Here is a 24,018-nt window from a genome sequence, read left to right on the forward strand (position 1 = left end):
GACACCGCCTGCCGACTCCACTGGTGGTACGGCCTGATGTCGGCTCCTCAAGCCATTCCTTGTCGCGCGCGAGGAACGCAACCGGCCGGACCGCGCTCCCGACGCCAGGCCCGACCGGTTCGCCCTTTTCCTCAGCGCGTCAGGGGGTTGCTGCTCGGACGGGTGGACAGCCGGGTCTGTGTCGTCGCGTCGAGAGGCAACTCGATACGGCGGTCGATGCGGTCGTCGGCCCATGTGCGGGTGTCGATCAGCCACCAGCGCTCGACGGTGACCACGTAGAGCCGGTGCGCGGCGGGCGGTCGCAGCAGTTCTCGCGGCAACTGCCACTGCGCACGCTGTTCGGCGTCGGGGAACACCGTCTCGTAGAACGGCGTGTAGTACTCCTCCAGCAGGTCGGGGCCGATTTCGGAGCACAGGCCGGTGAACTGAGCCCCGTCGACGGGCGCGATGGCCACTCCGGCCGCGCCCGCCGTGACGAACAGCGAACCGCTCACGCGGGGCTCGCGGTCGATGTCACGGCTGTGTCGGGATCCGGTGGTCGAGCCGAAGACGAGGCGCAGCGGACCGGGGAACCAGACGTACTCCAGGGTGGCCACCCAGGGGGTTCCGTCCCAGGTGGTGGCCAGGTTCAGATACCGGGCCTCGTTCAGCAGCCGCGCCGTCCGGTCGGTCAGGCTCGCTTCGATCGCCATGCGGGGACCTTTCGCTGTTGTGGCACGACGGTGGTTCACCCGCCGTGCGGAGCCGGGGCGGGCGTCACCTGTGCCGCAGGAAGACGGGCAGGGCCGCGATGTCGTTGCCGATGAAGGTGGGTCCCGGGGGCACGTCCTCGGGCTCGACGGCGAGGGTCAGGCGCGGGAAACGGTCGAACAGCGCGGGCAGCGCGATACGGGCCTCGAGGCGGGCGAGACGCGAGCCGGGGCAGAAGTGAGGGCCGAGTCCGAAGGCGAGGTGCTCCTTGTCCTCGCGGTCGATGTCGAAGGTGGCGGGATCGTCGTGGACCTGGGGGTCCCGGCCGTGGGCTCCGTAGCAGATGAGGATGGCGTCCCCGGCGCGGATGACGACCCCTTCGCCGAGGTCTATGTCCTCCGCGGCCCAGCGCATGGGCAGGTGCATCACCGGGCAGTGCACGCGCAGCGACTCCTCGATCGCGTCGTCCCATCGGGCCGGGTCGGCCTTCAACAGGGCGAGCTGGTCGGGGCGGACGAGAAGTTCGCGGATGGTGTGGTCGAGGAGGTTGATGGTCGTCTGGCTGCCGCCGCCGATCATCAGAAGCAACGTTGACACGAGTTCGTGCTCGTCGAGCGACTCCTCGCCTTCCTCGCGCGCGTTGATCAGGAAACTCGTCAGGTCCTCTCCCGGCGTACGCCGCTTGGTGCCGATCAGGAGGTGCATCGCCGCTTCGAGGTCGTGATAGAGGGCGATCGACTCCTCTTCGGTCAAGTCAGTCCTGGCCACGGCGCGGAACACCCGCAGCACCTCAGGCCGTTGGTCGTCCGGAATGCCGAACAGGTCACAGATCACCTGGGTCGGCACGCAGTAGGAGAACTCCTGATGCAGGTCGACAGGCTCGTCGCCGGGGTGCGCGGCCAACGCGTCGAGCAGCATGGCGACATCGGCCTCGATGTGCGGCCGCAGCATCTCCACCCGGCGAGGGCTGAACGCCGGGGTGATCAGCTTGCGGAGCCGCGTGTGTTCACGGCCGTCCGTCGTGGCCATGGAGTCCAGGTCCACCCACGGGGACAGCCAGGGGACGGAACCCGGCTGGTAGCTCGGCACCGTCTTCTTCAGGTCCCGCGAGACGCCGGGGTGCGTCAGGAGCCTGCGGACGACATCTCCTCGGGACACCGACCACGCTCCGACCCCTTCGGGCAGTTGCACGGCGACGGCCGGACCCGACGCTCGCAGGCGCTCGACCTGTGCGTACATGCACCGGCCGCCCGTACTCTCGATCGTCTCGGTGGGGACTGCGCTGAAGTGGATCACTGTCTGCCTCCTGATGAGGCCGGACTGCGACGGTCGAGGCGGCCTGAAGCCCGCCTCGACCGTCGCAGTCCGGCCGTGTGGGTGTACGTCGGTGTGGTGTTGCGGACCGGAACGCTGGAAATGTCGTGCGGGACTGCGGAGTCGACCCGCTCAGCCGTCGTCGAGGCCGCGGGCCAGGCAGCTCCAGAACGCTTCTTCGAGGGCATGCACCGTCCGCGCGCAGCGCACGGCGGCGGCCGGATCGTCCCCGCCGGCCAGCCCCTCCTCCAGCGTTGCCGTCGCCTGGTCCAGCAGCGTCTGCGGAGTGTCGGCGAAGAACAGGAAATGCCCGAGCGCCCTCTCCTCGAACCCGTACTGGGACGCAAGCGCCTCGGCCACGCGGGTGTACGTCGCGCCGGACTCCCTCACGTTCGCCAAGAGGGCGAGCGCGACGTCGCTGGACGCGCCGTACAGCGCGGACTGCGTCAGATAGGCCGGATACGCCTGCGCGAGCGGCTGCGGTTCGTAAGCTCGGACGTCCCGCTCCTCCAGGTTGAGCGCCGCGGCGAACTCCATGAGCAGCCTCAGCGCCTGGGCCTCGCCTTCGGCCATGGCCAGGTACAGGTCTCCGGCCGGAGCGGAGGGAAAGCGGGAGGCGAGCAGCGCGAAACTGCGGCGATCGCTGCTGACGAGATGGTGCAGTTCCCCGGCGAGCCACCCCAGCCGTTCCTTGGGCACCCGGCCGTGCTCCAACGCGTCGACGAAACCGTTAGGCCCGGCCTGCCCCGCAATCTGCTGCCGCGCCGCCGCGACGACATCCGTCACGGAATTCACTGAGCCCTCCTCGTCGGTCCGTCGGACATCGATGGGGTGGCGGTCAGGGAGTCGGCGGCCCGGAGGACCCGCCGCAGACTGGGCACCTTCGCCGGCCCCGGCTCCGGTTCGGCGATCCAGGGCCCGTCGGTGGAAGGGTCGACCACACCGTCCTCGAGCCAGGTGTGGTCACCGCCCAGCACGCTGTGCGCGAGGCCCCGGTCCTGCTCGTCGGTGTTGTCGGCGAGCCGGTCGAAGAGGTGCACGATCCTCAGGCGCGCCTGCCGGCAGAAGGCGTCGGCGAGCCGGGCCGCGGAGGCGCCGACGGCATCGAGGGCTTCGGCATAGACGCAGCTCGCGCTCATCGCGTACAACTCGGCGCCGATGTCGACGATCCTGCCCAGGAAACGCTGACGCTCGTCGATCTCCGTCGTCGGCCCCTCGGCGATCGCGGCGAGTTCACGAGCCAGACGCCGGGAGGTCTGTTCGACGAATGCGAGGTGGGTGTCCAGGACACTTCCGTCGCCACGTGCCCGGCGGCCGGTCGGGACCGCTTCCCGCTGCCCCGCCGAGGAGCGGTGCGCCGCGATCAGGTCGTGGGCGAGGAAGCCGCGAAGCGCCTCGCTGGAGCCGTCGAAGATGCGACCGATCCGGACGTCGCGAAGGAGCTGCTCGACCGGGATTCCCCGCTCGCCGCGTCCGGCCGCCGACTCCGCGGTCTCGTAGCCACGCCCGCCCCGGATCTGCACGAGTTCGTCTGCGACGACCCAGGCCTGCTCCGTCGCGAACAGCTTGGCGAGCTCCGCATCCAGCCGGGCGTCGGTGTCCCCCTGCTCCGCCTGCCGGCCGATGACCTCGACCATCGCTTCGAGCGCGAACGCCGTTGCCGCGATGAAGGACAGCTTGCCGGCGACCGCGTCGTGCTGCCCGATCGGCCGGCCCCACTGCACCCGTGCCGCGCTCCACTGCCGGGCTGTACTCAGGCTCCACTTCGCCGCGGCGGCGCACACCGCAGGCAGTGAGAGCCGCCCCGTGTCCTGCGCGGCAAGGGCGATCGTGAGGCCCTCGCCCTCCGCGCCGATCCTGTTGCGGGCGGGGACGACCACCTGGTGCAGGCGGACAGAGCCGTTCTCCAGGCCGCGCAGGCCGAGGAAGGCACTGCGGTGCTCGACCGTGACTCCGGGGGTGTCCGCCTCGACCACGAACGCGGTCATCCCCCCGGCGCCGTTCTCCGAGGCGGGTACCAGCGCCATGACGACGAGCAGGTCGGCGACGACGGCGTTGGTGGTCCACGTTTTCACGCCGTCGAGCACATAGCTGTCCGAGGCCGGGTCGTGGACGGCCTTCGTGTGCATGCGGAACGGGTCGTTGCCGATGTCGGCCTCGGTGAGGGCGAAGGCGGAGATCTCCCTGACGCACCGGGGCAGGAACTGTCGTTTCTGCTCCTCGGTCCCGAACAGGGCGATCGGCTGGGCGAGCCCGATGGCCTGGTGGCCGGCGAGCAGTTCGCTGAGGGCGGGGTGTGTCGTGCTGGTGAGCATCAGGGCACGGTGGTAGCAGCGGGAGGACAGCCCGAGGCCGCCGTACTGCCGGGGGACCTTGATGCTCATCGCCCCGATGTCCTTGAGCCCTTCGATCACATGGTCGGGGATGCGGTCCGCGCGCTCGATGCCGGCGCTGTCGACCTCTTTCTCGCAGAACTCGCGCAGGCGCGACAGGAACCGTTCCTCGGCGGGATCAAGACGCCGTGGATCGCCCTCGGGCAGGGCGAGGAGATCCGTGTTCACCTGTCCGAGGAACAGCCCGGCGGCGTACCCCGGCCGGCGCAGAGGGGGTGTCGTGTCGTGGCCGGACGGGTGCTCCGGCGCTTCTCGGGCGGTCATGCCGCGGCCGTGGGAACGGCCTCGATGACCGACAGCGGTCCTGCCTGCCCGAGGCCGACCGACCGCACGGTGAATCCTGTCTCTTCGAGCAGCGCCCGGAACTCGCTCTCGGTGCGCTCCCGGCCGCCGGCCATGACCATCATGTTGATATCGGTGAAGAACGCGACCGGCGCGGAGGTGTCGGCGGTCTCGGGCAGCACCGTGCCCACGATCAGCAGCGTGGCGGAGTCGGGCATGTGGGCACGGCAGGTGCGCAGGATCGCGCGGGCCTCCTCGTCGCCCCAGTCCTGGAAGACACTCTTGATGATGTAGAGGTCGCCGTCGCCCGGTACGGACTGGAAGAAGTCACCGGCCTGTACGGCGCACCGGTCCGTGAGGCCCGCCTTGCTCAGTGCGGCGGGGGCTTCCGCAACTCCGCTGGGGCTGTCGAAGACGATTCCGCGCAGTCCGGGCCGGGCGAGCAGGATCGCCGTGAGCAGGGTGCCGTCACCGCCGCCGATGTCCACCACCGTTCCGGCCGCCGGGAAGGCGTAGGCCGCGGCAAGCTGTCCGGCCGAGATCCTGGACTCCTCGCTCATCGCCTCGTTGAACAGCGTGCTGGTCTCCTCATGCTGGGCGAGCCAGTCGTAGATGCCCGTGCCGTACGCGTGGTTGAAGGCGCGCTCACCCGTGGTGACGGCATGGTGGAGGCTCTGCCAGGAGGTGAAGAAGATGGGGTGGCAGAACATCCTGGCGAACTTGTGGAGGGAGTCCGGGGAGTCGGAACGCAGCTGGGCGCCGATGTCGGTCAGTGTGAAGCGGCCGGGCTCGGGCTCCGCGGCGATGCCGACCGCGACCAGCGTACGCAGCAGCCGCCGCAGTGACGGCTCGTGGGTCTGGGTCTCGGCGGCCAACTCCTCGCTGGTACGGGACCCGGATCCGATCAGGTCGGCGAGTCCCAGTTCCGCGGCCACGCCGATGGCGTGCGCGGTCATGTATCCGCCGATCCGCTCGATCAGGGCCGCGCGGAGGTTCATTTTCTCGGTGGCCAGGACGTCCGGGGAAGCTGTGCTGCTCATGGGGGAGACTCCTTGTCGTCTTGTCGTCGGTGTCGCTCGGGGCCGGCCGAAGAGGCGTCAGGGACGCGGGGCGGTGAACCGGTGCCTGACCCAGACGTTCGGTTCGACGTACACGGCGTAGTCGTGCTCGACGCTCACGGTTACGGGTGTCAGGGCGCCGGGCACCTCCACCGGACCGTCGACGTCCAGCGGGAGGCCAGTCCACTCGCGCCACTGGGCGAGGCTTCCGGAAATGGTCATGGACGCCGGACACACCTGCAGCACCTCGCCGCCTGCCCTGGCGTGGACACGCAGCCAGGGGTCCTCGGGCAGCCCGTCAGGCCGGCGCAGCGCGACGTATTCGGCCAGCGGCAGCTCCGGTCGCCGGTGCTTGCCGTTGGGGCGGACCGGAACGACCAGGTTGCGGAACCCTTTGCCGCGCGCGTGGTCGAAGAGGGCCCGAAGGGTGTGCCCGGACAGGTTCCGCGCCTGGTAGCCGGGGATGACGGCTACCTCCAGCGCGCACAGCGTGGTGAGCGCCCGGCCGGCGTAGGTGTCCGACAGGCTCTGGCGCAGCGCCTCGTCCCAGCCGGTGTCGGGCAGTCGGCCGGGGTCGCCGTCCCAGGCCAGAGGTACGGAGGCGGCCCGGGCGACGACGCGGTCGTCCTCGTCGACCAATACGAGTTGGTGCTCGGCGTGGCGGTCGAAGGCCCAATCCACGAGGAGCGGGTCGGGGCGGATGTAGGCCGGCCACGACGACTCCATCGTGAGCATCGCCTCTGCGAGGTCCGGCCTCCCGGCGATGCTGATCACACGCAGGTCGTGGCTGGCGGTCGTGCTGGACATGAGGTCTCTCCCGGTGACGGAGCGCGGGTGTGGTGGGCGGGGCTCAGTCGGCGAGCCGACGGGCGGGCAGTCTCCCGGTGGCCAGCGGGCGGCCCTCGTCGCGGGCGGAGAGCAGGCCGAAGTACTGGCGCCTGGACATCGGCTGCGCGCCCAGCAGCCGGACGTGGTCGCCGTCGCGCTGGACGTCGACGGCGAGCCCCCCGGCCTCGGCGAAGCGGCGCGTCAGGTCGGCGACGGCGGCCTTGCCGGCCCCGCTGCGCAGCGTGAACTGGGAGTCGGCGCTGAACACGGCGCCGACCCGCACGCCGAGGACGCCGCCGATCAGCTCGTCACCGTCCCAGACCTCGACGCTGTGGGCGTGGCCGAGTTCGTGCAGCAGGCACAGGCCCCTCAGCAGGTCGTCGGTCAGCCAGCGCTCGGTGCGGCCCGCACGGCACTGGCGGGCCACCCGCTCGAAGCAGACGTCCGCCGTCGTCGTCCATCCGGTCTCCTTGCGTAGCTGCCGGCGCAGACTGCGCTGGATCCGGGCCTGCTGGACGAGGATGACGGGCCGCGGGTCCGGTGAGCACCACGCGATCGAGAAGGGGTCGTCGTAGCCGGGTATCAGCTTCACCCGCCCGGCAGCGACATCGGCCTCGTAGGTGAGTTCGTTGACGATGCAGTGCTCGGCGGTTTCAGCCGGAAAGGGGTACAGCCCGTGCCGGTAGGCGGTGAGCAGGGACCGCGGGCCGAGGTCGCCGCCGAAGGCGGCCGGTCCCTCGGTGGGGGCGGCCAGGACGTTCAGAGATTCCCAGGGCGTCTCGGGACGAGCCTGTGTCCTGATGTACACGCCCACCTCACAGGAAGTCGATGGAGGTCAAGTACCGGATGTAGCGGTCGAGCAGATCACCGTCCACGGGAGGGATCTCGATCCCGCTGCCGCTCAGCGCGGCGCGGACGTTGTCCTGGGAGAAGGTGGGAAACGTCGTTTCGAGATACATCTCGGCCACGCTCATCTCGCCCGTGGAGCATCGGTCGATGAAGAGGGGAGCGAACGGCGTCATGGGATGGTCGGGCTGTTCGATCGCCGTCGACACGATGCCTTCGACCCACTCTTCCCACGGGATCTCGCGGATCGCGTGGCCATGCGCGCGAAGCCGCTCGGCGAGCAGGGAGATGTTCACCTTCCCTGGGTTGGTCAGGTGGTAGACCTCCCCCGAGGGCAGTCTGCTCGCGGCGATGTGCAGCAAAGCGGCCGCGTAGCAGTCGACCGGGGTGTAGTCCAGGGGGAGTTCGGCGATGGGCGACGTCCCGGTATCGACGATGAACTTCTTCATCGCGCACATCTCGGTCGCCGTGTTCCACGCCCCCCTCGCCCGGTCACCGGAGATGTCGGCGGCGCGGTAGATGGTGACCGGCAGGCCCTCCTTCGCCGCGTTCCTGAGCAGTTCCTCGGCGACCCACTTGCTCTCGACGTAGCCGACGGACAACCGGTCGGAGTGGGCGAGAGGCGTCTCCTCGGTGATGTGCCGGACTCCGGCGGTGCCGAACCCGGAGATCACGGCCATGGTGGAGACGTAGTGGACCGGGATGTTCCGGTAGCGGCCGGCCATGCGGATGATCTCCCGGGTGCCCTCGACGTTCGCCGGACGCATATGGGAGTAGGGGTAGATGAAGTTGACCAGTCCGCCAGGGTGGTGAATGACGTCGACGACCTCGGCGAGGTGGTCGAACTCCTCCTCCGAGAGGCCGAGAAGCGGTCGGGCGAGGTCGCCGGGGACGGCACGGATGCGTCCGGAGGCGTGGTACGCGTCCAGGCCGTCGTCCAGGTAGTGCCGCGCGTTGTCCCGGATGCGCTCTCGCGCCTGGTGGGCGTCGTCGGCCCGCACCAGGCAGTGGACGGTGGCCTCGGTGGTCGTCAGCAGCCGGTGCAGGAGGTGGATGCCGAGGAAACCGGTGGCTCCGGTGAGGAAGACGTGGGCAGGATCGGCCCACGCCGTGGGCGGTGTCGGCGAGGACTGGATGGGTACCCCGACGGCGGTGTCGGCCCTGAGGGCGGCGTGGGTCGCGGTGTCGGTGCTGAGCGTGCCGGCTCGGGCCGCTTCGACCGCCGACGCGAAGCCGCGCAGGGTGGCGTCGTCGAGGAGAATCCGGATCAGCGGGCGCACCTGGGTGATCAGGATGCCGAGCGAGGCCCGCACCTTCGCGAGGAGTTCGGCCGCGAGAATCGAGTTCCCGCCGCGGTCGAAGAAGTTGTCGCCGGGCGCGACGGAGTCGATGCCGAGCACCTGGCACCACAGGCCCGCGACAGCGCGCTCGACCAGACGCGCGGCGGGAGCGTCGTCACCGGTCGGGGACGCGCCGCCCGGCTCTTGCGGCTCGGGCAGCGCGGCGAGGTCGATCTTGCCGTTGGTCGTCGTCGGCATCTCGTCGAGCTGGACGAACCTGGCCGGAACCATGTAGGCGGGCAGGTGGTGGGCGGCGAAGGCGCGCAGCTCGCCCGGGTCGAGCCGGTGCGGCGCGCGGTTCGCGGTGAAGTAGGCGGCGATCAGGGGTTCGCCCCGGTGGCTGAAGGCCGTCACCGCGACGTCGTCGATGAACTCGTGCGCCGACAGTGCGGCCTCTATCTCGGCGGGCTCCACACGGAATCCGCGGACCTTGAGTTGCCGGTCGGCCCGTCCCACGACTTCGAGGTTGCCTTCGGCAGTCCAGCCGCCGAGGTCGCCGGTCCGGTACACGCGTGCCGAGTCCGCCGTCGATCCGGGAAGGGTGAGGAAGCGCTTCTCGCCCGGCGCCATGCCGGCCAGGTAGCCCTGTGCGACGCCGGGACCGCCGATGTAGATCTCTCCGTGCCGCCCGGGCGGGACCGGCTTGAGGTCCTGGTCCAGTACGTGGACGACAGTGTGCGGCAGTGGCTGTCCGACCGGTGCCGGGCCCTGTGCGGGCAGCACTTCCGGGGTGATGTCCATCGTGCATGACGTGATCGTCGTCTCGGTGAGGCCGTAGGCGTTGACCAGCCGGGAGCCGGGCAGCAGGCGCAGTGCGGTACGGCAGTCCTCGGCGTGCACCGCGCTGCCGCCCACGATGGTGAGCCGTACCGGCAACTCGACCGGGTTCCGGGCGAGTTCGGCGAGGAAGGCGCGCCAGTAGGGCGGGGTCAGGTCCATGACCGTCACACCGAGTGCCGTGAGCCGGCCGGGCAGTTCGCTCGGCGCCCAGTTGTACTCGGGCAGGACGAGTGTCGCGCCGTTGAGCAGGGTGACGAGGATCTGCTCGATGGAGGTGTCGAAGGACAGGGCGGCGAACTGCAGCACCCGGTCCTTCGGGCCGATGCCGTACCGCTCGCTCACGTGCCGGAAGAGATAGCCGAGCGAGGCGTGGCCCACCTTCACGGCCTTGGGAGAGCCGGAGGAGCCCGAGGTGTAGATGACGTAGGCGGTGTCCGAGGCCTCGACGGCGACGGGGGGCGGGTCGACGGGTGATCCGGCGGCGAGGTCGGCGTCGGCCCTGAGGGGCCGCACCGGGAGAGCGGCGAACCGGTGTTCGTGGTCGGAGCGCGTGATGACGAGGGCGCAGTCGGTCCCCTTGACGTAGGCCGAGAGCCGGTCGTCGGGGATCCCGGGCTCCACGGGGAGGTAGGCGGCGCCTGCTTTGAGCGTCGCGAGGAACGACACGATGAGGTCGATGGAACGCTCAAGGTGGACCATGATCACCGATTCGCGTCCGGCCCCGAGAGCCCGCAGGCGATGAGCCAATCGATCCGCGCGCTTGTCGAGTTCCGCGTAGCTGATCCGGTGTCCGTCGTGTTCCACCGCAGTCGCATCGCGCCGGTCCGCCGCCACGGCGGCGAAGCGATCATGTATGAGCGGCTTCCCGATGATGTCCATAAGTCCTCTCGTCCAATGCGCGTTGCCAAGAACGCTGACCGGTCGTCAGCGGCGGAAAGCGGGCGGTCAAGGCTTGAAGGCGTGACGGACCTGCATGTCGACGCATGAACTGGGCCCGGTGGCCGATCACGGAAATCGATGGGAAGAAACCGCTCGGCACGCGGGACAGTTCATTGCTGATTTGTTCTCCCCGTCTCTGATGGCGCTCATGTTGGAATTCCGGCTTCACTGGAAAGCGATTCGTCCTGCGAGATGATCAAGCCGATTGTGGCTGCTTGATTGGCGCAGCAACCGAGAGAACCCTACGGGGGTAGGGCATGTCAACCCGGGCAAAAGGTGGTGAATCGCAAAGGTGAGGGGTGAGTAACTGGCGATATGGAGAGCCTCTGATTGCGGAGAGATCGAGTGATGAGAGGAGAATTACCGAATTTTGCGCGTTGTGCTTTCGGCGACGGCTGTCATATACACGCGAATCGGTTTTCTGAATGAGTACCGGACTTTACGCAGAGCGGCCGAAGGCGTGGAAGGCCGGGGTGAGCGATGAGATCGCCCCGGCCTTCCGGGCCTCAGATGCGCAGGTTCCTGCGGGACCGGGCAGCCCACCAGGTCGTCGGGCCGCGGGTGCCCCGGTGCCGCCGCGTGCGTGGCCTGCGCCACGGCTTCGAGCCGCAGGATGCCCGGTAACACGGTCGTGCGGATGGTCGAAGAGCACGGCATTCGAGAGGTCCGTGCGCACCTGGGAGTGACGTGCGGAGCGGGGCATGCAGCGAGAGCACACGGTCGCCGTGCGCCTCGGCCCACCGGGAGCCGCTCTCCGGTTCGCTTTGGCGCGGTGTCAGGCGGAGAGCGGGACGGCGCGCCGGAAGCCGCCGCGGAAGAACGGCAGCCCGTCCCGGGCGCCGCCGTGGCTCGCTCCGACCACCTCGCCGATGAAGATCGAGTGGGTCCCGAAGTCGTAGGCGGTGGACAGTTCGCACTCCAGCCAGGCCAGCGAGCCCGACAGCAGCGGCGCGCCGGTACGCGGCCCCGGGGACCAGTCGACGTCGGCGAACTGCCCGGGCCCCAGCGGGCGCGTCTTGTCCGCGAAGAAACGGACCAGGCCTTCCTGGCCGGCCTCCATGATGGACACCCCGAAATGCCCCGCGGTCTTGATGGCCTTGTGCATCACAGCGCTCCGGTCGACACAGCACAGCACAGCACGGACGGCGGGTCGAGCGGGACAGAGGTGAACGCGTTCGCGGTCATTCCGTGGATGTGTTCTCCGCCGGTGGACAGAACCGTCACTCCGGTGAATGTCACTCCCATCGGGTGTCCCATGGATGTGGAACCTACGGGGCGCGCAGAACGACCTGGGCATCGTGCGGTAATCGGCCGCTCGCGGGCATCGAGGCCGGTAACTGGTGAGTCTCGGAGCGGAAAACCGGAGAATTTCCTGTCAGTGATTGTTCGACGAGCGGGTCTGGTTAGCCTCGGTGCGTGGCGGTTCGACGATCGCGCCGTGCAGATGTGCCTTCGCGAGAAAGGCGGGCGTCCTGGCGAAAGGCGCGGTGAGGCCGTCGGTGCCGTCAGATCCGTCCATTTCGTATGGAGGAACCCTCGTGCGCAAGGTGCTCATCGCCAACCGTGGCGAAATCGCTGTCCGCGTGGCCCGGGCCTGCCGGGACGCCGGGATCGCGAGCGTGGCCGTGTACGCCGACCCGGACCGGGACGCTCTGCACGTCCGCGCCGCGGATGAGGCGTTCGCCCTGGGTGGTGACACCCCCGCGAGCAGCTACCTCGACATCGACAAGGTGCTGAAGGCCGCGCGGGAGTCGGGGGCGGATGCGATCCATCCCGGCTACGGCTTCCTCTCCGAGAACGCCGACTTCGCGCAGGCGGTCCTGGACGCGGGCCTGATCTGGATCGGCCCGCCCCCGCAGGCCATCCGCGACCTGGGCGACAAGGTGGCGGCCCGGCACATCGCGCAGCGCGCGGGCGCCCCGCTCGTCGCGGGTACGCCGGACCCGGTGTCCGGTGCCGAAGAGGTCGTCGCCTTCGCCGAGCAGCACGGGCTGCCGATCGCGATCAAGGCCGCGTTCGGCGGGGGTGGGCGCGGTCTGAAGGTGGCGCGGACGCTGGAGGAAGTGCCGGAGCTGTACGACTCCGCCGTCCGCGAGGCGGTGGCGGCCTTCGGGCGCGGTGAGTGCTTCGTCGAGCGGTACCTGGACAAGCCGCGGCACGTGGAGACGCAGTGCCTCGCCGACCAGCACGGCAACGTGGTCGTCGTCTCGACGCGTGACTGCTCGCTGCAGCGCCGTCACCAGAAGCTGGTCGAGGAGGCCCCCGCCCCGTTCCTGACGCAGGAACAGACCGCCGAGCTGTACCGCGCGTCGAAGGCGATCCTTCGCGAAGCGGGTTATGTCGGCGCCGGCACGGTGGAGTTCCTGGTCGGCAACGACGGCACGGTCTCCTTCCTGGAGGTCAACACCCGTCTGCAGGTGGAGCACCCGGTCACCGAAGAGGTCGCCGGCATCGATCTGGTGCGGGAGATGTTCCGCATCGCCGACGGTGACAAGCTCGGCTACGACGACCCCGAACTGCGGGGCCATTCCTTCGAGTTCCGCATCAACGGCGAGGACCCGGGCCGCCACTTCCTCCCGGCGCCGGGCACGGTCACGACCTTCGCCACGCCCTCCGGCCCCGGCGTCCGCCTGGACGCGGGCGTGGAGTCGGGCAGCGTGATCGGCCCGGCCTGGGACTCGCTGCTGGCCAAGCTGATCGTGACGGGGCGCACCCGCAAGGAGGCGTTGCAGCGCGCCGCCCGAGCCCTGGAGGAGTTCCAGGTCGAGGGTATGGCCACGGCGATCCCGTTCCACCGCGCGGTGGTCAAGGACGCCGCCTTCGCCCCGGAAGTCCACGGCCAGGACGGGCCTTTCACGGTCCACACGCGCTGGATCGAGACCGAGTTCGTCAACGAGATCAAGCCCTTCGCCGCCCCCGCCGACGCCACGGAGGCGGAGGAGGAGTCGGGCCGCGAGACGGTCGTAGTCGAGGTCAGCGGCAAGCGCCTGGAGGTCTCCCTGCCCGCCTCGCTGGGCATGTCCCTGGCCCGCACGGGCCTGGCGGCGGGCGCCAAGCCCAAGCGCCGGGCAGCGAAGAAGTCCGGCCCCGTCGCCTCCGGAGACACCCTCGCCTCCCCGATGCAGGGCACCATCGTCAAGGTCGCCGTCGAGGAGGGCCAGGAGGTCAAGGAGGGCGACCTGGTCGTCGTCCTGGAGGCCATGAAGATGGAACAGCCGCTGAACGCCCACAAAGCAGGCGTGATCAAGGGCTTGACGGCCGAAGTCGGCGCATCGCTGACCTCCGGTGCGGCCATCTGCGAGATCAAAGACTGAAGTACTTCAGTCCCGACGGCAGCGCATGTGCTCCCCACACGATTCCCCTGTGGAGGTGCGCCGGCCTGTTCCTACCGATCTATTCGTGACCTACCCGATGAATTTGAGAAGGGTTCAGGACGGCGAACGGAGCTGGACCTACCGCCAGTTGCACGAGATCGCCGGTGGCCTGGCGGTTGCGCTGCATTCTGTGGGCGCGGATCCCGCCCGTCCCGTGGCGGTGCTGCTGGAGCGTTCGGTGTGGATGGTGGCGGCCGCGCTGGCGGTGGTGCGGACGGGCTCGTCGTACGTGCCGCTGGATCCGGAGACGCCGGCCGCTCGTCTGGAGTCGATCGTCGAGGACGCCGAGCCGGCGGCGATGATCACGTCCAGATCGCTGGCGGGGCGGGTGCCCGACGGGGTACCGGTGGTGTACGTGGACGATCCGCTGCCGGCTGCCGAGGACTTCACGTCCGCGGCGGTCGGCCGGGACACGCGGGCGTACATCATCTTCACGTCGGGGACGACGGGTCGGCCGAAGGGCGTGCAGGTCTCGCACGGCAATCTGCTGAGCCTTCTCGTGGCGAGCCAGGAGGTGTACGACTTCGGTCCGAACGACGTGTGGACGCTGTTCCACTCGTTCGCCTTCGACTTCTCGGTGTGGGAGGGGGCGCCCCCCTGCACGGCGGCCGGGTGGTCGTCGTACCGGCGCAGACGGCGAAGGATTCGGCGGCGTTCAGGCGGCTGCTGCGCGACGAGCGGATCACGGTCCTGTGCCAGACCCCGACCGCCTTCCACCACCTCGTCGCGGAGGAGACCCGCTTCGCCGACCGGCTGTCACTGCGCTGGGTGATCTTCGGCGGGGAGACCCTGTACTTCTCGGACCTGGTGCCGTGGTTCGCGAAGTACGGCGACGACTCCCCCCGCCTGATCAACCACTACGGCATCACCGAGACGACGGTGCACTCCTCCTTCCACCGCGTCACCTCGGACCAGCTCGGCCAGGACGAGTCGCTGATCGGCCGCCCTCTCGCCGGCACCGGGTTCCTGCTGCTGGACGACTCTCTGGCAGCCGTGTCCGAGGGCGAGATCGGCGAGCTCGTGGTGACCGGGTCGGCTGTCAGCCTCGGCTACCTCAAGCGCCCCGAGCTCAACCGGGACCGCCGTGACGAACGTGGCATCCCGTTCGTCTCGGCCGCCGAGGAACGCGACCTCTACTTCGCCGTCGGCTACGCCCAGGCGACCGACCGGCTCTGGCAGATGGACGCGCTTCGGCGCCGGGCCCGGGGACGGCTGGCCGAGATCTTCGGCGCCGCCGTGGTCGACGAGGACGTGCGGGCGCGGAAGCTCGGGATCGACCGGGTTCGCCGGCGCCTCCGAGGCGCTGCTCTCCGACGGTCACCGGGCCAACCTGGTGGCGTTCGGCGCCGGGGTCGACGCGGCCGTACGGCGGATGCGACGGCGCGGCGGGCTCCCAGTGGAGTTCCTGCTGCTGCGCTACCGTCCCGAGCCCTGGACACCGCGGGACTCGATCGCCATCGTCAAACACCTTGGGTTCGACCTCGGCCGGAACCTCGCCAACGAGGCGTTCCGCGCCAGGCTGGCCCGGGAACACCCCGAGTACGTGTCGGCTTTCGCGACACCCAAGTATCCCGCCGACGGAGCGGTGACCATCCGCACGGCCCTGCCGGGAAAGACGCCGGCCAGGGTGGACACCCCCGCTCCGTCCGGTCTGCCGCGGGCCTCGAGGGCCTGGCTCGACGCGCTGCTGTGCGGTGAGCATCCCCTGGGCTCCAACGCGTGGGCCGTCTCGGGCTCCCGCACGGCCTCCGGGAACCCGCTGCTGGCCAACGATCCGCACATCGTCCTCACCCAGCCCAGCCTCTGGTACCAGATGGGCCTGCGGCTGGACGACGAGGCGGACGACGCGGTCGGCTACGGGGTCACCGTCCCTGGCCTGCCGGGTCTGATCGCCGGTGCCAACCGTCATCTGGCCTGGGGCATCACCAACTCCACCGTGGACACCCAGGACCTGTGCACGCTGCCGGCCACGGATCCGGATGAGGCGTGGACCGAGGAGAGCGTGATCACCGTGCGCGGCGCGGAGCCCGTTCGAGTGCGGGCGGCGGGCGGCGCGCGCCACGTCGAACTGGACCCTCCCGGCTCGGACGGCGACGGCCGCTACGGCCTGTTCTGGAGCGGCCTGGTGCCCTCCGCGGAGATCGAGGCGTGTCAGCGGATGTGGCGCGCGCGTGACTACCCGCAACTCCGGGACGCCCTGCGGACGTTCGGAGTGCCGGTGCTCAACCTGGTGGTCGCGTGCCAGGACGGCACGATCGCCCTGAAGACGGCGGGGAACGTCCCGGCCCGGGAGCCGGGCAGCAGCGGGCGGGTGCCGGCCGGACACGCCGAAGTCGCCCGCTCCTGGGCGGAGTTCCTCGCCTTCGACGACCTGCCAGAGGTGGTCGACCCGCCCGAGGGATACATCGTCTCCGCCAACCACCGGCTGCTGCCCGCCGACGCCCCGCTCGACGTGGGGGTGGACTGGCTGCCGCCCTACCGGGCGGAGCGGATCGAGGAACTGATCACCACGGACGCGGTCGTCACCGCGGCCGCGTGCGCCCGCTGGCAGTCCGACGTCCTGGACGGGCGGGCCCGCCACGTGCTCCCCACCCTTCTTGCCGCGCTGGACGGACAGTCTTTGGAAACACCGCTCGCCGTCACCTGCCGTCGCCTCCTCGAAGAATGGGACGGACACGACCACGGTCAGATGGCGGCGCCCCTGGTGTTCTTCCGGCTCATGCAGGTGCTCACGGAGCACTGGATCGGCGACCGGCTGGGGCAGGAACTGGCCGCCGCCATGCCGGACGCCGCACTCCAGGTTGATCATCTGATGCTCACTCCGGACGCCAGGGCGGCACTCGGCGACCAGGAGGAACTGCCGGCCGCGGTGTGCCGTGCGCTGACCGAAACGGCACGGCGGATCGCCGCGGAACTGGGCGAGGACCCGTCGCGGTGGCGGTACGACCGAGTACACAGGACCACCGACCAGCACCCGCTGGCGAAGGCCGTCCCCATCCTCGCCCCGCTCTTCGGCACCTCCTCGACCCCGGTCGGCGGCAGTTCCCACACGGTCGGCCTGACCTCGTCCGCCCCCTCGGGCGCCGTGGTGGACGGAGCGCCCTGGCGCTTCGTAGCCGAACTGTCCACCTCCGGCCTGCAGTTGTGGGACGTCCTGCGTCACGGCGCCTCCGGCAACCCGATCTCCCCCCACTACGACGACCAGACCCCGGCCCACACCGAAGGACGGCACTACCGCGTGCCCCTGCTGCCCTCCCCGGACACCGCACCGAACCTGCTTCGCCTCCGGGCCCGGTGACCACTGATCTTGCGTGCTAGCCCCGTCCTCAGGGCGGGGCTCGGGCCTGTTGCGAACGTGGCGTCGTCGCCTGAAGGGCGGCCGCGCGCCCGCCGCGGCAGCGGCTGATGGGAGTGTCGGTGTGTGCTCTCCGCGTGCCGCCCGGACGCCCTCGTACGGGGTGTACTCGGGCTTTCGGGCGGTGCGGCGAGTGGGGGCACCTCCCACGCCCTTGAGGCAGTGGGGGAGCGTGCCGGGCGTCGCGCGGCAGGCGCCACTTTCGCAACAGGCGCTAGCCGCTTCTCTGGACCGCTCTGACGCTTGCCAGCCCCCCCTCAACGCTCCACGCGTGGCCGCGGAGCCATGGGGATGTCGTGCGGGTCGGCTCCGCGAGGGCGGGCCGTCGCGGTGTCCGGTCAGGATCTGGTTCCATCGGGCCGCGGGACCTCGCCCGTCCGGCCGTCACGTGTTTACGGGACGTCTTGCACCGTACACGTATTCACGGGATGGGAGATTCCGGGTGTCCCGCAAGGATTGGTGAGTCGGCAATCAAACAGACCGAGATCACGCCCTCTCCGTTGAGGGAAGGAAAGAAGTCCGGTGACTCAGCAATCCAGTTCCGCACCTGGAATCGCGACCGTTGTCCCGACGACCGGGCCGCACACCGCTCGCAAAGCCGGTCTGATCGCCGGAATCATCCTCGTCTCCCTCAACCTCCGTCCGGCGATCACCAGTCTGGGACCGCTGCTCCCGCAAATTGAGGAGGACCTCGGGCTCTCCGGGACCGGAGCCGGACTGCTCACCATGCTGCCGGTGCTGTGCCTGGGAGTCTTCGCAGGGCTGGGGCCCACGCTGCGTCACCGCTTCGGCGAGGACCGGGTGCTGCTCGGCTGCCTGCCCGTCCTGCTGGGCGGGATCCTGCTGCGGCTGCTCGACCCGACGGCTCTGCTGTACGTCGGTACAGTGGTCGTGGGTGGCGCGATCGCCGTCGCCAACGTCGTCCTGCCCAGCCTGATCAAACGTGAGTTCCCCGACCGCGTCCCCTTGATGATGGCCACCTACACCATGGCCCTCACGTTCGGCGGCGCCGCCGCGGCCGGTGCCGTCATCCCGCTCCAGAGCGTCGTGGACACCGACTGGCGCGGGTCCCTCGGACTGCTCGCCGTGCCGGTCGTCGTGGGTGTCGTCGCCTGGTTGCCGTTCGGTCTGCGCCGCGTGCGGACGCGTGCGGACGGGCGCGCGCCCATCGGTCCGCTGCTGCGGAACCGGCTGGCCTGGCTGGTCACCGCCTTCGTCGGCCTGGAGGCGCTCCTGGCCTACGTCATCTTCGGCTGGCTGCCGGCGATCTGCGTCAGCCGCGGCATGAGCGAGGCCGCGGCGGGATACATGATGTCCGCGATCACCTTCCTCCAGGCCGCCGGATCCATGGTCGTCCCCTTCTTCATCGACCGCGGCGGCCGGGGGCAGCGCGGCTTCTGCGTCGTCGTCGCACTGGGCACCGCGGTGGGACTCGTCGGCATCGTCGTCGCTCCGCTGTGGACGATCTGGCTGTGGGCGCTGGTCCTCGGCATCATCGGCGGCGCGGCGTTCAGCCTGGCGCTGACGCTCATCGGTCTGCGCGCGGGCGACGGGGACACCGCCGCCGGCCTGTCGAGCATGTCGCAGGGCGTCGGCTACGCGCTGGCTGCCGCGGGGCCGTTCGGCGTCGGGGCGCTGTACCAGCTTTCCGGTGGCTGGGGCGTGCCGCTCGCGGTGCTGGTGGCGCTCTGCGTCCTCATGGCCGTGATCGGGGTGGGCGCCGGCCGCGACGCGACCCTGTCCCGCGAGATGTGAACTCGCGCGGCGGGCGGTCCGGCTCCGCCCGCCGCTTCGGCCCCTCCCCAACACCGCACGCCTTCACTTCTTCACGCTCCTTCGACCGTGCTCCGTCCAGCCGCGCGCCGCGCCGCCCCGGTCCGGGGAATCGTGCTGCCCGGCACCCGCCTGGTACCCGTCCGATGGGAAAGAGAAGATGAGAGCAGTAGATTTACCCGCCCCCGAGGTGACCGACCCGGCTGATCCCGTGGCCGTCGTGCACCGGCACCTCATCCACGACGGCGTGTCCGCCGGCCGACGAACACCCGTGGTGCACCGTCGGCACGGGGCCCGGATCGAGACCCGGGACGGCAGAGTCCTGCTGGACGCCGCGAGCGGCGGCTTCGGCGGATCCCACGCCCGAGTCCGGGCCGCGATCGCCGACCAGGCCCGCCGCGTGGCCCTCTCCAGCCGGATCCTGGTCAGCCGGCCACTCGCCGGGGCGGTGGCGGCGCTCGCGGAGTTCTGCCCCGGTCCGCTGTCCGTCTCCTACCTCTGCAACAGCGGGGACGAGGCCCTCGACTCGGCCCTGAAGCTGGCCAAGGGCACCCATCCCCGTCGCCCGTACGTCCTCGGCATCCGCGGCGAGGACTTCGGCACCCTCAGCCACGGCCAGGCGCTCGGCCAGGGGCGTGCCCTGCTGCCCGGGGCCCCGTTCCTGCCGCGCACGGTGTCCGCGGAGGCACCCGAGGAACTGCTGGAGCAGGTCGACGAGTCCGTCTCGGCGGTCGTGATCGCTCCCGCGGCGCCCGGTCGGCCGCTCGGCCGACTGCCCCTGGACTGGTGGGTGGCGCTGCGGGAGCGCTGCCACCGCACGGACACGCTGCTCGTCCTCGACGAGCGGCACACCGGTCCGGCCCGGCTCGGCCGCGATCTCGGCGTCGGTGCGCTGGGGATGTTCCCCGACGCGCTGATCCTCGGCGACACCCTGGGAGCCGACGCCGTACCCGTGGGAGTGGCCGTGTTGACGCCGGCCGCCTACCGGCGCGTCTACGGCGGCCGCAATCCCAGCCTGCACGGCTCCACCTTCGGCGCCAACCCCCTGTCCGCCGCCGCCGTGAGCGCGGTCCTCGACGCCGTCGTCGGCGACGATCTCGCGGCGCGGCAACGGGATTTCGAGCACGCGGCGCTCCGGCTGCGCGACGAACTGGCCGACCCGGCCGGCGCGTTCGGGGAACTGCACGCGGACGGCTCCCTGTTGTGGGTCCGCGCCCGCGGCGCCGCGGCGGCACGCCGACTGGCCGGCGAACTGGCCGACCGCGGCGTGCTGGTGCGCGACCCTGTGGCCGACGTGGTCACCCTGACCCCGCCGCTCACGGCAGAACGCGAGGACATCGACCAGATCCTGCAGCGGCTCGCCGAGTCACTGAAGGCCCTCGATGCCGAGGAGGCCGGACGATGAGTGCCTCGACCGCGGTGGCTGCCCTCGACCGGCAGCAGGTCCTCACCACGCTGGGCCGCCACTGGAATCCCACCGCGGCCCTGATGCTGGCCGCGACCGGACGCCAGCTCGAGTCGCACGCCCGAGGTACGGAGGTGTTCGGCGAGGACGGCTCACGCGCCCTGGACTTCGCCGGCAGCTATGGCGTCTTCCTCGTCGGTCACCAGAACGACGCGGTCCGCGCCGCCGTCCTGGACGCCCTGGACACGGCGCCGTCGCTGGTACCGGGGACCGTGCATCCTGCGACGGCCGACCTGTTCGGCCTGCTCACGGAGATCCTGCCTGCCGGCCTCGACCGCTTCGCGCTCGGCTGCTCCGGGGCCGAGATCTCCGAAATCGCCTTGCGCGCCGCCTACTTGGCCCGGCCGGAGCGGCGCAGGATCGTGATCGTCGAGGGCGGCTACCACGGCAAGACCCTCGGTGCGCTCACCGTGCTCGGCCAGCGGGAGCACCGGGACGACTTCGCCCCCGCCGACCGCGATCTGGTGATCGTGCCGCCGGGCGACGCGGGAGCCGTGCGCGAGGCCGTCGCGGGCCGGGACGTGGCCGCCGTCTTCGTCGAACCGGTGCTCGGCGGCGCGTACTTGAGGGTGCCGCCCGCGGACTTCATGCCGGACGTGGCCCGGGCCTGTCGGCAGACCGGCACGCTGCTCGTCGCCGACGAGATCCAGACGGGCTTCGGCCGTACCGGCAGGATGTTCGCCATCGAGCACTCCGGTGTCGTCCCCGACATCATGCTCCTGTCCAAGGCGCTGACCGGAGGCTTCGTCCCGGTCGCGGTGGTCGCCATGAGTGAGGAGGTACTCTCCGACGCCCGGCGGTCCCCGCAGTGGTACCCCGGGGTGCTGGACGGCACCGGAGGCTCCGCGCTGTCGGTGGCGGCGGCCGCTGCGACGATCCGTGTGGTGCGCGACCAGAACCTGCCCGAGCGCGCCGAAACCGTCGGCCGGGCGCTGCGCGAAGGTCTCCACCGGGCCGTGCGCGAGCATCCGCGGCACCTCGTCGACGCCCCCGGCATCGGCCTGATGACCGGGCTGCGCACCCGGAACCCGTCGGTGGAGAACCTGATCTCCATGCAGATGGCGGCGCGTGGCATCCACCTCGGTCACTCGCTCAACGAGCAGATGGACCAGCCCGTGCTGAGGTTCTATCCGCCGCTGACCGTCTCCGCCGCCGAGATCGAGCGCGTGCTGGTCGCGCTCGACGCGTCGCTCGACTGGCTCGACAGGCGCCCGGCATGGCTCATGCGGCGCATCACGTGGCTGCTGCGCCGCCAGTACCGGCTGCCTCCGACCCTCGTCCTCAAGCTGATGCACTCCGACCTCGAAGTGAATTGGTGACCTTCATGGACATAGCGATCGCAGAGTCCGGTACGCCCGAGTGGTACGAGGCCCGGATCTTCGCCCAGGACAGCTATCGCAGGACCTATGGCGCGACGACCGCGCCCAGCCCCGACCGCTTCGTGACCGTGCGCGAGTCGCCGAGGGGCGCGATCGTCGCCTGCGCCGGCCTCAGCGGCCCGGGGACGGACGGCTTCTTCTCCGAGAACTACCTCGGCTGCCCCGTCGAGCGGGCGCTGGCGCCGGTGGCGGGGGACGTACCGGAGCGTGGCGAGGTGGTGGAAGTGGGACCGCTGGCCGGGGCCGGGGGTGCGGGCGGGGAGTTGATCCGGCTGATGCCGGTCATCGCCTGGTGCCAGGGGAAACGTTTCATCTTGGCCACCGTCACGGACCGGGTCGAAGAGGCCATGGCGCGTGCGGGAGTGCCGTTCGTGCCGCTGCGACAGGCGAGTGCGGACTGGATGGACGAGGAGGCCAGAAGTGGGTGGGGCTCGTACTACGAGCGGTCACCGACCACGGGCGTGGTGCCGCTCGACAGCATCGGGCGGCTGATCAACAGCCTGACCGGGCGCTACACGTTCGTAGAGCTCGCTGTACAGACCCTCGTCGGCACGTCGCGGGAGGTGTCCGGTGCGCACGCTTGAACAGAGTCTCATGGACCTGGCCGAGGACGAACGCCCGCTGGTCGAGGTGCTTGCCCCCGACGGCTCGGTGGCCCGTTCGTACTCCTACCGGCATGTCGTGCGGGCCGCGGCGGAACTGGCCCGAACCCTGCGCGAGCGGCCCGTCCGGGACCGCGGAGCGCGCGGGGCCGGCGACCCCACGGATCCCGGCCAGCTCCAGGTGGGTGTGGTGACGGCCAACGGGCCGGAGTTCCTGGTGGCCGACTTCGCGGTGCTCGGCGCGCGCGGCGTCGAAGTGCCGGTGCCGCTCGCGTTCACGGCCGAGCAGGCGGCGGCCATGCTCGAGGACATCGACATCTGCCTCGCCGACGAGGCGGGCGCGCGGCGCCTGCGGGAATGGGGAGCGGAGAAGGTACTGCCGCCCGGGGTTCCGCTGCAGGTGCTCGACCTCGAGCGACCGGCGGCGAGTGAGACCGCCGCCCCGCTGTTTCCCCGAGCCGAGGCCACCGCCCGGCTGTGCAAGATCATCCACACCTCTGGGACCACCTCGCGGCCCAAGGGCGTGTGCATCCGCGAGAGCGCGCTGGAGGAGCTGATCGGCTCACTGCGCGCGGCGATGCCACCCCGCGCGTACCGCCGCTACCTCTCCCTGGTGCCCCTCAGCCTGCTCATCGAGCAGGTCACAGCCGTCTACCTCGTGGTGTGCGACGCCGGCACCGTCGTCCTGCTGCCGCCGGAGGTGCCGCTGGTGGGGACCTCCTCGTTCGCCCCGCAGGCCGTGCTGCCTCACGTCCGGGCGGCCCGGCCCAGCGCGCTCGTCATCACCCCCGCTCTGGCCGAGGCCATGGCGTCCCGGGCCGCCGAGGCGCGGGCGTCCGGACGCGACCCGGTGACCGACCTGTTCGGGCGCGCCGAGGCCCCGTTGGTGTGCTGCGGCGGGGCACCGGTCGACGCCGACATGCTGCGCGCCCTCGACGACCACGGCATAGCCGTCCATGAGGGCTACGGGCTGAGCGAGAACAGCTCCGTGGTCAGCTGGAACACCCCGGCCGCCCGCAGGGTCGGCAGCGTCGGCCGCCCGCTGCGCCACGTCCGTGTGCGGACGGCGCCCGACGGCGAACTGCTCGTCAAGAGCACGTCGCTGTTCGCCGGCTACAAGGGCGGTGACGACCCGTCGGGCTGCGACGTGGACGAGGAGGGCTGGCTGCACACCGGCGACCTGGCCGTCATCGAGGACGGCTTCGTCTGGATCAGGGGACGCAAGAAGAGCGTCATCATCACCTCGGCGGGGCGGAACGTGGCGCCCGAGTGGGTCGAGGCCCAGTACCGCTCCCATCCCGCCGTCCTGGCCGTCGCGGTGGTCGGCGACGGTCTGCCCGCCTTGCACGGACTGTTCCTCGTCGACCCGCGGGTCCGGCCCGAGGCGGTGCGGGCCGAGCTCGACTCGCTGGGCCACGAAAGGCTTTCACAGGTGGAGCGGGTCGAGGTGGCCCACGTGGTGCCTGCCGACGAGAGCCTCCATGCCGAGTTCTTCACCGTCACCGGACGACCGCGCCGCTCCGCTGTGCAGGCGGCCATAGCGGCGGGCCGCTTCGCATGACATCCCGCTCGCCGCGCACGGTGCCGGCCACCCCGCGGC

17 protein-coding genes and 1 pseudogene are annotated in these 24,018 nt (G+C 70.6%); 9 read left to right on the top strand and 9 right to left on the bottom strand.

Translation table 11 applies throughout. The annotated features are described in order from the left end of the window. Positions 1 to 131 precede the first annotated feature (131 nt). The 8 genes from CES90_RS33795 to CES90_RS33830 all read right to left on the bottom strand — a co-directional run bounded on the left by CES90_RS33795 (position 132) and on the right by CES90_RS33830 (position 10,335). On the bottom strand, positions 132 to 692 hold the full coding sequence (locus CES90_RS33795; protein ID WP_189787345.1) for a pyridoxamine 5'-phosphate oxidase family protein: 561 nt from the start codon (positions 690 to 692) through the stop codon (positions 132 to 134). Between the two features lie 64 nt (positions 693 to 756). Next, positions 757 to 1,986 (bottom strand): cytochrome P450 family protein, encoded by a 1,230-nt coding sequence (locus tag CES90_RS33800; protein WP_229914343.1) that lies wholly within the window; start codon positions 1,984 to 1,986, stop codon positions 757 to 759. A gap of 150 nt (positions 1,987 to 2,136) precedes the next feature. Beyond that, positions 2,137 to 2,790 (bottom strand): thiaminase II/PqqC family protein, encoded by a 654-nt coding sequence (locus CES90_RS33805; RefSeq protein ID WP_189787346.1) that lies wholly within the window; start codon positions 2,788 to 2,790, stop codon positions 2,137 to 2,139. A gap of 5 nt (positions 2,791 to 2,795) precedes the next feature. Continuing rightward, positions 2,796 to 4,661, bottom strand: coding sequence for an acyl-CoA dehydrogenase family protein (locus tag CES90_RS33810; RefSeq protein ID WP_189787347.1), 1,866 nt, complete (start codon positions 4,659 to 4,661; stop codon positions 2,796 to 2,798). Further along, positions 4,658 to 5,719, bottom strand: a complete 1,062-nt coding sequence (locus CES90_RS33815) for a methyltransferase (protein ID WP_189787348.1) — start codon at positions 5,717 to 5,719, stop codon at positions 4,658 to 4,660. The genes CES90_RS33810 and CES90_RS33815 overlap by 4 nt, the downstream gene beginning before the upstream one ends. 57 nt (positions 5,720 to 5,776) lie before the next feature. Continuing rightward, on the bottom strand, positions 5,777 to 6,544 hold the full coding sequence (locus CES90_RS33820; protein ID WP_189787349.1) for an N-acetyltransferase: 768 nt from the start codon (positions 6,542 to 6,544) through the stop codon (positions 5,777 to 5,779). Positions 6,545 to 6,587: 43 nt separating this feature from the next. Continuing rightward, the gene (locus CES90_RS33825; RefSeq protein ID WP_208921477.1) at positions 6,588 to 7,373 is read right to left on the bottom strand and encodes a leucyl/phenylalanyl-tRNA--protein transferase; all 786 of its coding nucleotides are present in this window, start codon (positions 7,371 to 7,373) and stop codon (positions 6,588 to 6,590) included. Positions 7,374 to 7,380: 7 nt separating this feature from the next. Next, positions 7,381 to 10,335, bottom strand: a complete 2,955-nt coding sequence (locus CES90_RS33830) for a non-ribosomal peptide synthetase family protein (RefSeq protein ID WP_229914349.1) — start codon at positions 10,333 to 10,335, stop codon at positions 7,381 to 7,383. Here CES90_RS33830 and CES90_RS50215 point away from each other — a divergent pair. Further along, entirely contained in the window at positions 10,222 to 10,518 is a 297-nt protein-coding gene (locus tag CES90_RS50215; protein ID WP_229914351.1) for a hypothetical protein, read from the top strand. The genes CES90_RS33830 and CES90_RS50215 overlap by 114 nt on opposite strands. 727 nt (positions 10,519 to 11,245) lie before the next feature. Here CES90_RS50215 and CES90_RS33835 read toward each other — a convergent pair. Further along, positions 11,246 to 11,575 carry a flavin reductase family protein gene (locus CES90_RS33835; RefSeq protein ID WP_229914344.1) on the bottom strand — a complete coding sequence of 110 codons (330 nt, stop codon included), beginning with the start codon at positions 11,573 to 11,575 and terminating at the stop codon, positions 11,246 to 11,248. Positions 11,576 to 12,008: 433 nt separating this feature from the next. Here CES90_RS33835 and CES90_RS33840 point away from each other — a divergent pair, with 433 nt between their 5' ends. From CES90_RS33840 to CES90_RS33875, 8 genes and pseudogenes are all read left to right on the top strand, one after another. Beyond that, the gene (locus CES90_RS33840; RefSeq protein ID WP_189787352.1) at positions 12,009 to 13,784 is read left to right on the top strand and encodes an acetyl/propionyl/methylcrotonyl-CoA carboxylase subunit alpha; all 1,776 of its coding nucleotides are present in this window, start codon (positions 12,009 to 12,011) and stop codon (positions 13,782 to 13,784) included. Between the two features lie 97 nt (positions 13,785 to 13,881). Continuing rightward, a pseudogene (locus tag CES90_RS52115) lies at positions 13,882 to 15,119 on the top strand (AMP-binding protein); the annotation flags it as partial. 58 nt (positions 15,120 to 15,177) lie between these two features. Then, entirely contained in the window at positions 15,178 to 17,142 is a 1,965-nt protein-coding gene (locus CES90_RS33850) for a penicillin acylase family protein (protein WP_189787354.1), read from the top strand. A 579-nt stretch (positions 17,143 to 17,721) separates the two neighbouring features. Next, positions 17,722 to 18,954 (top strand): CynX/NimT family MFS transporter, encoded by a 1,233-nt coding sequence (locus CES90_RS33855; protein ID WP_189787355.1) that lies wholly within the window; start codon positions 17,722 to 17,724, stop codon positions 18,952 to 18,954. A gap of 178 nt (positions 18,955 to 19,132) precedes the next feature. After that, the gene (locus CES90_RS33860) at positions 19,133 to 20,377 is read left to right on the top strand and encodes an aminotransferase class III-fold pyridoxal phosphate-dependent enzyme (protein WP_189787356.1); all 1,245 of its coding nucleotides are present in this window, start codon (positions 19,133 to 19,135) and stop codon (positions 20,375 to 20,377) included. Then, complete coding sequence (locus CES90_RS33865; protein ID WP_189787357.1) at positions 20,374 to 21,756, top strand: aspartate aminotransferase family protein; 1,383 nt, start codon at positions 20,374 to 20,376, stop codon at positions 21,754 to 21,756. The genes CES90_RS33860 and CES90_RS33865 overlap by 4 nt, the downstream gene beginning before the upstream one ends. Before the next feature lie 5 nt (positions 21,757 to 21,761). Next, complete coding sequence (locus CES90_RS33870) at positions 21,762 to 22,400, top strand: thermostable hemolysin (RefSeq protein WP_189787358.1); 639 nt, start codon at positions 21,762 to 21,764, stop codon at positions 22,398 to 22,400. Beyond that, complete coding sequence (locus tag CES90_RS33875; protein WP_189787359.1) at positions 22,387 to 23,979, top strand: AMP-binding protein; 1,593 nt, start codon at positions 22,387 to 22,389, stop codon at positions 23,977 to 23,979. Before CES90_RS33870 ends, CES90_RS33875 begins: the two co-directional genes overlap by 14 nt. Positions 23,980 to 24,018: the final 39 nt, after the last annotated feature.

The organism is Streptomyces capitiformicae, from assembly GCF_002214185.1.
Lineage (GTDB): Bacteria > Actinomycetota > Actinomycetes > Streptomycetales > Streptomycetaceae > Streptomyces > Streptomyces capitiformicae.